Source organism: Pseudomonas sp., from assembly GCF_035277045.1.
Classification (GTDB): Bacteria; Pseudomonadota; Gammaproteobacteria; order Pseudomonadales; family Pseudomonadaceae; genus Aquipseudomonas.
In genome coordinates this window covers 1-9714 of sequence record NZ_DATELE010000257.1, presented here as the reverse complement: position 1 = coordinate 9714, position 9714 = coordinate 1, and the positions used below count along the sequence as shown (strand labels likewise).

8 protein-coding genes are annotated in these 9714 nt (G+C 64.7%); all 8 read left to right on the top strand.

The window, feature by feature from the left end:
• The first annotated feature begins 24 nt into the window (after window positions 1–24).
• Window positions 25–2154 carry a flagellar biosynthesis protein FlhA gene (gene flhA, locus VJS90_RS14375; RefSeq protein WP_324122313.1) on the top strand — a complete coding sequence of 710 codons (2130 nt, stop codon included), beginning with the start codon at window positions 25–27 and terminating at the stop codon, window positions 2152–2154.
• A gap of 11 nt (window positions 2155–2165) precedes the next feature.
• On the top strand, window positions 2166–3470 hold the full coding sequence (gene flhF, locus VJS90_RS14370; protein ID WP_324122312.1) for a flagellar biosynthesis protein FlhF: 1305 nt from the start codon (window positions 2166–2168) through the stop codon (window positions 3468–3470).
• Between the two features lie 114 nt (window positions 3471–3584).
• Window positions 3585–4418: a flagellar synthesis regulator FleN gene (gene fleN, locus VJS90_RS14365; protein WP_016393812.1), complete on the top strand. Its 834-nt coding sequence runs from the start codon at window positions 3585–3587 to the stop codon at window positions 4416–4418.
• Window positions 4415–5155, top strand: coding sequence for an RNA polymerase sigma factor FliA (gene fliA / locus VJS90_RS14360; RefSeq protein ID WP_324122311.1), 741 nt, complete (start codon window positions 4415–4417; stop codon window positions 5153–5155). Before fleN ends, fliA begins: the two co-directional genes overlap by 4 nt.
• 106 nt (window positions 5156–5261) lie before the next feature.
• Window positions 5262–5636, top strand: coding sequence for a chemotaxis response regulator CheY (locus VJS90_RS14355; RefSeq protein WP_324122310.1), 375 nt, complete (start codon window positions 5262–5264; stop codon window positions 5634–5636).
• 18 nt (window positions 5637–5654) lie between these two features.
• On the top strand, window positions 5655–6443 hold the full coding sequence (locus VJS90_RS14350) for a protein phosphatase CheZ (RefSeq protein ID WP_324122309.1): 789 nt from the start codon (window positions 5655–5657) through the stop codon (window positions 6441–6443).
• 12 nt (window positions 6444–6455) lie between these two features.
• Complete coding sequence (locus VJS90_RS14345; protein WP_324122308.1) at window positions 6456–8651, top strand: chemotaxis protein CheA; 2196 nt, start codon at window positions 6456–6458, stop codon at window positions 8649–8651.
• A gap of 45 nt (window positions 8652–8696) precedes the next feature.
• The coding region (locus tag VJS90_RS14340) for a chemotaxis response regulator protein-glutamate methylesterase (protein ID WP_324122307.1) at window positions 8697–9714 on the top strand (1018 nt) is incomplete at its 3' end.

Here is a 9714-nt window from a genome sequence, read left to right as displayed (position 1 = left end):
AAGTTTGCTTGAAGAGGACTCTCGGTGGATCGCACGCAGTTAATCAACAGCGCCCGTAGCAACCTGGTCGGTATCGGCCGGGGCAATCTGGGCGTGCCGCTGCTGTTGCTGGTGATGTTGGCAATGATGATGTTGCCGGTGCCACCGTTCCTGCTCGACGTGTTTTTCACCTTCAACATCGCGCTGTCGATCGTGGTCCTGCTGGTCTGCGTGTACGCGCTGCGTCCGCTGGACTTCGCGGCGTTCCCGACCATCCTGCTGGTGGCGACGCTGCTGCGCCTGGCGCTGAACGTGGCCTCGACGCGGGTGGTGATGCTTCACGGCCATGAGGGCCACGAGGCCGCGGGCAAGGTGATCCAGGCCTTCGGCGAGGTGGTGATCGGCGGCAATTATGTCGTTGGTGCGGTGGTGTTCGCCATCCTGATGATCATCAACTTCGTCGTGGTGACCAAGGGTGCCGGGCGTATTTCCGAGGTGAGCGCGCGCTTCACCCTCGACGCCATGCCCGGCAAGCAGATGGCGATCGACGCCGACCTCAACGCAGGCCTGATCGACCAGGCCCAGGCCAAGGCGCGCCGGGCCGAAGTCGCGGGCGAGGCCGAGTTCTACGGCTCGATGGACGGTGCCAGCAAGTTCGTGCGCGGCGACGCCATCGCCGGCCTGCTGATCCTCTTCATCAACCTGATCGGCGGCATGCTGATCGGCATGCTGCAGTACGGCATGCCGTTCAGCGAAGCAGGCAAGGTATATGCGCTGCTGACCATCGGTGACGGTTTGGTGGCGCAATTGCCATCACTGCTGCTGTCCACCGCCGCGGCGATCATGGTGACCCGCGCCTCGGGATCCGAGGACATGGGCAAGCAGATCAACCGGCAGATGTTCCATTCGCCCAAGGCGCTGGCGGTGTCGGCCGGCCTGATGATCGTGATGGGCCTGGTGCCTGGCATGCCCCACGTGGCCTTCCTCGGCCTCGGCCTGCTGGCGGGCGGCGGTGCCTACCTGGTCTGGAAGAAGCAGGAGGCCGTCAAGGCCAAGGCCGCGCTGGAAGTCCAGCGCCAGCAGGACCTGCTGCCCTCGCCGCAGCGGGCCATGGAGACCAAGGAACTGGGCTGGGACGACGTGACCCCCATCGACATGATCGGCCTGGAGGTCGGCTACCGCCTGATCCCGCTGGTCGACCGCAACCAGGGTGGGCAGCTGCTGGCGCGGATCAAGGGGGTGCGCAAGAAGCTTTCCCAGGACCTGGGCTTCCTGATGCCCACGGTGCATATCCGCGACAACCTCGACCTGGCGCCCAGCGCCTATCGCCTGACGCTCATGGGCGTGATCCTGGCCGAGGCCGAGATCTACCCGGACCGCGAGCTGGCCATCAACCCTGGGCAGGTCTTCGGCACGCTCAACGGCATTGCCGCGCGTGACCCGGCCTTTGGCCTTGAAGCGGTATGGATCGACCTTGGCCAGCGCAGCCAGGCGCAGTCGCTGGGCTATACCGTGGTCGATGCGAGCACGGTGGTGGCGACCCACTTGAACCAGATCCTGCACAAGCACTGCCATGAGCTGATCGGCCACGAGGAAGTCCAGCAACTGCTGCAGGTGCTCGCCAAGGCGTCGCCGAAACTTGCCGAGGAGCTGGTGCCCGGCGTCATTTCCTTGTCGGGGCTGTTGAAGGTGCTGCAGGCGTTGTTGTCCGAGCAGGTGCCCGTGCGTGACATCCGCAGCATCGCCGAGGCGATAGCCAACAATGCAGGTCGGAGTCAAGATACCGCCGCGCTGGTGGCCACGGTTCGCGTCGGATTGTGTCGTGCCATCGTGCAAAGCATTGTCGGCGTTGAGTCGGAGCTGCCTGTGATCACCCTGGAGCCAAGGTTGGAACAGATCTTGCTCAATAGTCTGCAAAGGGCCGGGCAAGGTCAGGAAGACGGTGTTCTTCTTGAGCCGAGCATGGCCGAAAAGCTTCAGCGTTCGCTGATCGAGGCGGCCCAGCGTCAGGAGATGCAAGGGCAGCCGGCGATTCTCCTGGTCGCAGGACCGATCAGGGCGATGCTGTCGCGATTTGGCCGCCTGGCTGTCCCCAATTTGCATGTTTTGGCGTATCAGGAAGTACCTGACAACAAGCAAGTTACCATCGTTGCCATAGTGGGCCCCAACGGCTGAGGTAGTGCACCATGCAAGTTAAGCGTTTCTTCGCCGCCGATATGCGTCAGGCCATGAAGCTGGTTCGTGATGAGCTGGGCTCCGATGCCGCCATCATCGGCAACCGGCGGATCGCTGGCGGCGTCGAGCTGACGGCGGCGCTGGACTACAAGCTGTCTGCGCTGGCCCCACGTGTGCCCAATGCCGAGCTTGAGGACGAGCTGCGCAAGACCCAGTCGCGCATCGCCACCGCCCAGGCCGAACTGAGCGGGCGCAGCGAGGCTGAGGTGGGCAACCGCCAGCTGTTCGCCGGCCAGTCGCTGACCGCCTCCGAGCCGTTGATCGAGCCGCACGTCGACGTGCCGGCAGCTCCGGTGGCGCCGGCTCCGGTCGACCCACGCCTGTTCGATGCGATGCGCTCGGAGCTGTCGGGCCTGCGCGAGCTGCTCGAAGTGCAGCTCGGCTCGCTGGCCTGGAGCCAGCTGCAGGGCAACCAGCCGCAACAGGCCAACATCTGGCGGCGCCTGCAACGCATCGGGCTGTCCGGCCCGATCGCCCGCGAGCTGCTCGACCTCACCGCCGGTATCCGCGAGCCGCGCCAGATGTGGCGCATGCTGCTGGCGCACCTGGCGCGCAAGATCGACGTGCCCGAGGTCGAACCGATCGAGGAGGGCGGGGTCATCGCCGTGGTCGGCCCGGCCGGCATGGGCAAGACCACCACCCTGGCCAAGCTGGCGGCCCGCTATGTGCTCAAGTACGGCGCGCAGAACCTGGCGCTGGTGAGCATGGACAGCTACCGGATCGGTGCCCAGGAGCAGCTCAAGACCCTCGGCCGGATCCTCGGTGTGTCGGTGACCCACGTCGACCCAGGCCAGTCCCTGGCCCAGGCGCTGGAGCCGCTGCTGCGCAAGCGCGTGGTGCTGATCGACACCGCTGGCCTGCAGGCCAGCGACCCGGCCCTGCGCATGCAGCTGGAAACCCTGGCCGGGCGTGGCATCGCCTCGCGCAATTACCTGGTACTGGCGACCACCAGCCAGAAGCAGGTGCTGACCGCCGCCTACCACAGCTACAAGCGCTGTGGCCTGGCCGGTTGCATTCTGACCAAGCTCGATGAAACAGGCAGCCTCGGTGAAGTGCTCAGCCTGGTCATCAGTCATGAACTACCGGTGGCCTACCTGACCGATGGGCCACGTATTCCTGACGATCTTCACCTGCCGCGCCGTCACCAGCTGGTGAGCCGCGCGGTCAGCCTGCAGATGCAGGACGAGCCCAGCGAGGAGGCCATGGCCGATATGTTCGCTGATCTCTACCACAACCCAGGCAAGCGCGCAGGTTGAGGGTCATAATGTTGCAAACAACCAACATCAAGGGGTTGCCCGGCTCGTTCCTGGCATTGAACGCGCAACCCCTCGTGTGCCCCGGGCCCGAGCGAGACAAGGTAATAAGAAAACATGGGTAGCATGCATCCCGTACAAGTGATTGCCGTAACCGGTGGTAAAGGTGGGGTCGGCAAGACAAACGTGTCAGTGAACCTTTCGCTGGCGCTGGCTGAGCTTGGCCGCCGGGTCATGCTGCTGGACGCAGACCTGGGCCTGGCCAACGTCGACGTGTTGCTGGGGCTGACGCCCAAGCGCACGCTGGCCGATGTGATCGAGGGCCGCTGCGAGCTGCGTGACGTGCTCCTGCAGGGGCCGGGCGGCGTGCGCATCGTGCCTGCCGCCTCGGGTACCCAGAGCATGGTGCACCTGGCGCCGGCGCAGCACGCAGGCCTTATCCAGGCCTTCAGCGAGATTGGCGACAACCTCGATGTGCTGGTGATCGACACCGCGGCCGGCATCGGCGACTCGGTGGTGAGCTTTGTTCGCGCCGCCCAGGAAGTGCTGCTGGTGGTCTGCGACGAGCCGACCTCCATCACCGACGCCTACGCGCTGATCAAGCTGCTGAACCGGGATTACGGCATGAACCGCTTCCGGGTCCTGGCCAACATGGCCCAGAGCCCGCAGGAAGGCCGCAACCTGTTCGCCAAGCTGACCAAGGTCACCGACCGCTTCCTGGACGTTGCCCTGCAGTATGTCGGCGCCGTGCCGTACGACGAGTGCGTGCGCAAGGCGGTGCAGAAGCAGCGGGCGGTCTACGAGGCCTTCCCCCGCTCCAAATGCGCGCTTGCCTTCAAGGCCATCGCGCAAAAGGTCGACAGTTGGCCGCTGCCCGCCAACCCGCGCGGCCATCTGGAATTCTTTGTCGAACGCCTGGTGCAGCCCACCAGCGCAGGTCCGGTGTTATGAACGCGAGCGGTTTCAAGATGTATCACAAGGCTTCGCGCGACGCCCAGTACGAACTGGTCGAACGCTACGCTCCGCTGGTCAAGCGGATCGCCTACCACCTGCTGGCGCGCCTGCCGGCCAGCGTTCAGGTCGAGGACCTGATCCAGGCCGGGATGATCGGCCTGCTGGAAGTCGCCAACAAGTATGACGCCAGCAAGGGCGCCAGTTTCGAGACCTACGCCGGTATCCGGATCCGTGGGGCGATGCTCGACGAGGTGCGCAAGGGCGACTGGGCGCCGCGTTCGGTGCACCGCAACACGCGCATGGTCAGTGACGTGATGCGCGCCGTTGAAGCAAAAACCGGCCGCGACGCTAAAGATCACGAGGTTGCGGCCGAACTCCAGTTAGGCCTGGATGACTATTACGCGATTCTCAACGATACCTTGGGCAGCCGCCTGTTCAGTTTCGACGACCTGTTGCAGGACGGCGAGCACGAAGGGCTTCACGAGGATGGCGCCAGCGCCCAGGTCGAACCCTCGCGTGACCTGGAGGACGAGCGCTTCCAGGCCGCCCTGGCCGATGCCATCGCCAACCTGCCCGAGCGTGAGCGCCTGGTGCTGGCGCTGTACTACGACGAGGAGCTGAACCTCAAGGAAATCGGTGAGGTGCTGGGGGTCAGCGAGTCGCGTGTCAGCCAGTTGCACAGCCAGTGCGCCGCGCGCCTGCGCAGCCGTCTCGGGGAATGGCGGGCGCGTTGAGCCCGGACTGCCCGCAGTCGCTTTTTTACGTTGTGACGAATTGATTGAGTGCGCGCTCAGCGCTGAGCGCGTTTAAGACTGCTTGGAGGTCTAATTGAACAAAGACATGAAAATCCTCATCGTTGACGACTTCTCGACGATGCGGCGGATCATCAAGAACCTGCTGCGTGACCTGGGCTTCACCAACACCCAGGAAGCCGACGACGGCACCACCGCGCTGCCGATGCTCGAGAGCACTCATTTCGACTTCCTGGTGACCGACTGGAACATGCCAGGCATGTCCGGTATCGACCTGCTGCGCAAGGTGCGCGCCGACGAGCGCCTCAAGCACCTGCCGGTGCTGATGGTCACGGCCGAGGCCAAGCGCGACCAGATCATCGAAGCGGCCCAGGCCGGCGTCAACGGCTACGTGGTCAAGCCATTCACCGCGCAAGTACTCAAAGAAAAGATCGAAAAGATCTTCGAACGCGTCAACGGCTGAGGCATGTCAGGGGGCGTCATGGAGTCAACGAAATCGTCTTTGGGGGAGTTTGAAACGACCCTGAAGAAACACGCCCAGGAACTGGTCGAGAGCCTTGAACGGGGGCGCTTCGGCGAGGCGGTGCAGCTGATTCACCAGCTCAACCAGACCCGCGACCGTGGCCTGTACCAGGAAGTCGGCAAGCTTACTCGCGAACTGCACAGTGCGATCGTCAGCTTCCAGATCGATCCGCGCATGCCGCAGGCCGAGGAAGTGTCGCAGATCACCGATGCCACCGAGCGCCTGTCCTACGTGGTCAAGCTCACCGAGGGCGCGGCCAACCGGACGATGGACCTGGTCGAGGACAGCACGCCTGTGCTCAACGACCTGGCCACCGAGGCCCAGGCGCTGAGCGTCGACTGGCAGCGCTTCATGCGCCGTGAAGTCGCGGCGCCCGAGTTCCGTGAACTGGCCAAGCGCGTCGACAGTTTCCTGACGCGCAGCGAGGAAGGCAACCGCAAGGTCGCCGGGCACCTCAACGACATCTTGCTGGCCCAGGACTATCAGGACCTGACTGGCCAGGTGATCAAACGCGTGACGCAGCTGGTCACCGACGTGGAGAGCAACCTGCTCAAGCTGGTGCTGATGGCCAGCCAGGTCGACCGTTTCGCCGGTATCGAACATGACCACGAGCAGCTGCGTGCCGAAAAAGATCAAGAAATACATCCGACTCGGGGTGAAGGTCCGCAGATTCATGCCGATAAGCGTGAAGACGTTGTGTCCGGTCAGGACGATGTCGACGATCTGCTGTCCAGCCTTGGTTTTTAGGGAGCACCTTTGATGAGTTTCGGCGCCGATGAAGAAATCCTTCAGGATTTCCTGGTAGAAGCCGGCGAGATTCTTGAGCAACTGTCCGAGCAATTGGTCGAGCTGGAAAGCCGGCCCGATGATGCCGACCTGCTTAATGCGATCTTTCGCGGTTTTCACACTGTAAAAGGGGGCGCCGGCTTCCTCCAGCTCAATGAGCTGGTGGAGTGCTGCCATATTGCCGAGAACGTGTTCGACGTCCTGCGCAAGGGCGAACGGCGCGTTGATGCAGAATTGATGGACGTGGTCCTGGAAGCCCTGGACGCGGTCAACGGCATGTTTGGCCAGGTCCGCGAACGCAGCCCTGTCACGCCTGCCACCCCTGAGCTGCTGGACGCCCTGGCGCGCCTGGCGGAGCCTGGCGCCGCCGCGCCTGCCGCGCCTGCTGTCGTGGCAGCGGTGATCGAGGCGCCTGCCGCCGATGACATCACCGACACCGAGTTCGAGCAGCTGCTCGACTCGCTCGATGCGGTCAAGGCCCAGGCCCTGGCTGCCGAGCAGATGCAGGGCGAGGCGCCCAGCGTTGCCGGCGGTGACGAAATCACCGATGCCGAGTTCGAGTCGTTGCTCGACCAGTTGCATGGCAAGGGCCAGTTCGTGCCCGAGATCGTCAGCCCGGTCGTCGAGACGCCTGTCGCGGCGCCTGCCGGTGACGAGATCACCGATGACGAGTTCGAGGCACTGCTCGACCAGTTGCATGGCAAGGGCACCTTCGCCGCCGATGCGCTGCCCGCCGCCAGCGCCCCCGCTGCTCCAGCCGCTGCCAGCGCGGCGCCCGGCGAGCACATCAGCGAGGATGAATTCGAAGCCCTGCTCGATGAGCTGCACGGCAAGGGCAAGTTTTCCGAAAGCGCCGTGGCCAGTGCCGCGCCTGCCGCTGCCGTGGCAGCCGCGCCGCACGCCGCCGCGCAGCCCAAGCCTGCGCCAACGCCTGTCGCCAGGCCCGCGGCACCGGCACGCGCCGCAGCGCCTGCGGCCGAAAAGCCTGCGGCCAGCGAAGCGGAAACCACGGTGCGCGTCGATACCGCGCGCCTGGACGAGATCATGAACATGGTCGGCGAACTGGTGCTGGTGCGTAACCGCCTGGTGCGCCTGGGCCTGAACAGTGGCGACGAGGCCATGTCCAAGGCCGTGTCGAACCTCGACGTGGTCACCGCCGACTTGCAGACCGCGGTCATGAAGACCCGCATGCAGCCGATCAAGAAGGTCTTCGGGCGTTTCCCGCGCCTGGTTCGCGACCTGGCCCGCCAGCTCAAAAAAGAGATCAACCTGGAACTGGTCGGCGAAGAGACCGACCTGGACAAGAACCTTGTCGAGGCCTTGGCCGATCCGCTGGTCCACCTGGTGCGCAACGCCGTGGACCACGGCATCGAGTCGCCCGAAGAGCGCGAGGCCGAAGGCAAGGCGCGCGGTGGCAAGGTGGTGCTGTCCGCCGAGCAGGAAGGCGACCATATCCTGCTGTCGATTTCCGATGACGGCAAGGGCATGGACCCTAACGTGCTGCGTGCCAAGGCCGTGGAAAAAGGCCTGATGGACAAGGACGCGGCCGACCGCCTGAGCGAGTCGGACTGCTACAACCTGATCTTCGCCCCGGGCTTCTCGACCAAGACCGAGATCTCGGACGTGTCCGGGCGCGGCGTCGGCATGGACGTGGTGAAGACCAAGATTTCCCAGCTCAACGGCTCGATCAACATCTACTCGGCCAAGGGCCAGGGCTCGAAGATCGTCATCAAGGTGCCATTGACCCTGGCGATCATGCCGACCCTGATGGTGATGCTGGGCAACCAGGCCTTCGCCTTCCCGCTGGTCAACGTCAACGAGATCTTCCACCTCGACCTGTCGCGCACCAACGTGGTCGACGGCCAGGAAGTGGTGATTGTGCGTGACAAGGCCTTGCCGCTGTTCTACCTCAAGCGCTGGCTGGTGAGTTCGGCTGCCCATGAGGAGCAGCGCGAAGGCCATGTGGTGATCCTGTCGGTCGGCACCCAGCGCATCGGCTTTGTCGTCGACCAGCTGGTGGGCCAGGAAGAAGTCGTGATCAAGCCGCTGGGCAAGATGCTGCAGGGCACCCCGGGCATGTCGGGCGCCACCATCACCGGTGACGGGCGCATCGCGCTGATCCTCGATGTACCGAGCATGCTCAAGCGTTACGCCGCCCGGCGTATCTGATTTCGGCGGCGCGACCTGGCGGTTGCGCCGCCTAATGGAGTGTTTATGGCAGTCAAGGTCCTGGTGGTGGATGATTCCGGTTTCTTCCGCCGCCGCGTCTCGGAAATTCTCTCGGCTGACCCGACCATCAAGGTCGTGGGCACCGCCACCAACGGCAAGGAAGCGATCGACCAGGCCCTGTCGCTCAAGCCCGATGTCATCACCATGGACTATGAAATGCCCATGATGGACGGCATCACCGCAGTGCGTCACATCATGCAGCGCTGTCCCACGCCCGTCCTGATGTTCTCCTCGCTCACCCATGAAGGCGCCCGGGTTACCCTGGACGCCCTCGATGCCGGTGCGGTGGATTACCTGCCGAAGAACTTCGAGGATATCTCGCGCAACCCGGACAAGGTCAGGCAGTTGCTGTGCGAAAAGGTCCATACCTTGTCGCGCAGCAATCGCCGCCTGGGCAGCGTCGCCGCGCCCGTCGCCAGCTCCGCCTCCAGCCCTGCGCCCGCCAGTTCCCTGGCGGGCAGCTCGCTTGGTGGCAGCGCCCCTGCGCGCGCGCCGGTGGCACCGGCGCGCAGCACGGCGCCGGCTCACGTTCACGCCCCGGCGCCCAAGCGCAAGTCCTACAAGCTGGTGGCCATCGGCACCTCGACCGGCGGCCCGGTGGCGCTGCAGCGGGTGCTGACCCAGCTGCCTGCCAGTTTCCCGGCGCCGATCGTGCTGATCCAGCACATGCCGGCCGCGTTCACCAAGGCCTTCGCCGAGCGCCTCGACAAGCTCTGCCGCATTCGCGTCAAGGAAGCCGAGGACGGCGATGTGCTGCGCCCAGGCCTTGCCCTGCTGGCGCCGGGCGGCAAGCAGATGATGGTCGATGGGCGCGGCACGGTGAAGATCCTGCCGGGCGACGAGCGCCTGAACTACAAGCCCTGCGTGGATATCACCTTTGGTTCGGCCGCCAAGTCCTACGGCGACAAGGTGCTCTCGGTGGTGCTCACCGGCATGGGCGCGGACGGCCGCGAAGGTGCGCGCCTGCTCAAGCAGGGCGGTAGCACCGTGTGGGCGCAGGACG

Bases quoted from the DNA above. Each gene is read 5' to 3' on its own strand.
- VJS90_RS14350 (WP_324122309.1), top strand. From the start codon at position 5,655: ATGGAGTCAACGAAATCGTCTTTGGGGGAGTTTGAAACGACCCTGAAG.
- VJS90_RS14355 (WP_324122310.1), top strand. From the start codon at position 5,262: ATGAAAATCCTCATCGTTGACGACTTCTCGACGATGCGGCGGATCATC.
- VJS90_RS14345 (WP_324122308.1), top strand. From the start codon at position 6,456: ATGAGTTTCGGCGCCGATGAAGAAATCCTTCAGGATTTCCTGGTAGAA.
- fleN (WP_016393812.1), top strand. From the start codon at position 3,585: ATGGGTAGCATGCATCCCGTACAAGTGATTGCCGTAACCGGTGGTAAA.
- fliA (WP_324122311.1), top strand. From the start codon at position 4,415: ATGAACGCGAGCGGTTTCAAGATGTATCACAAGGCTTCGCGCGACGCC.
- flhF (WP_324122312.1), top strand. From the start codon at position 2,166: ATGCAAGTTAAGCGTTTCTTCGCCGCCGATATGCGTCAGGCCATGAAG.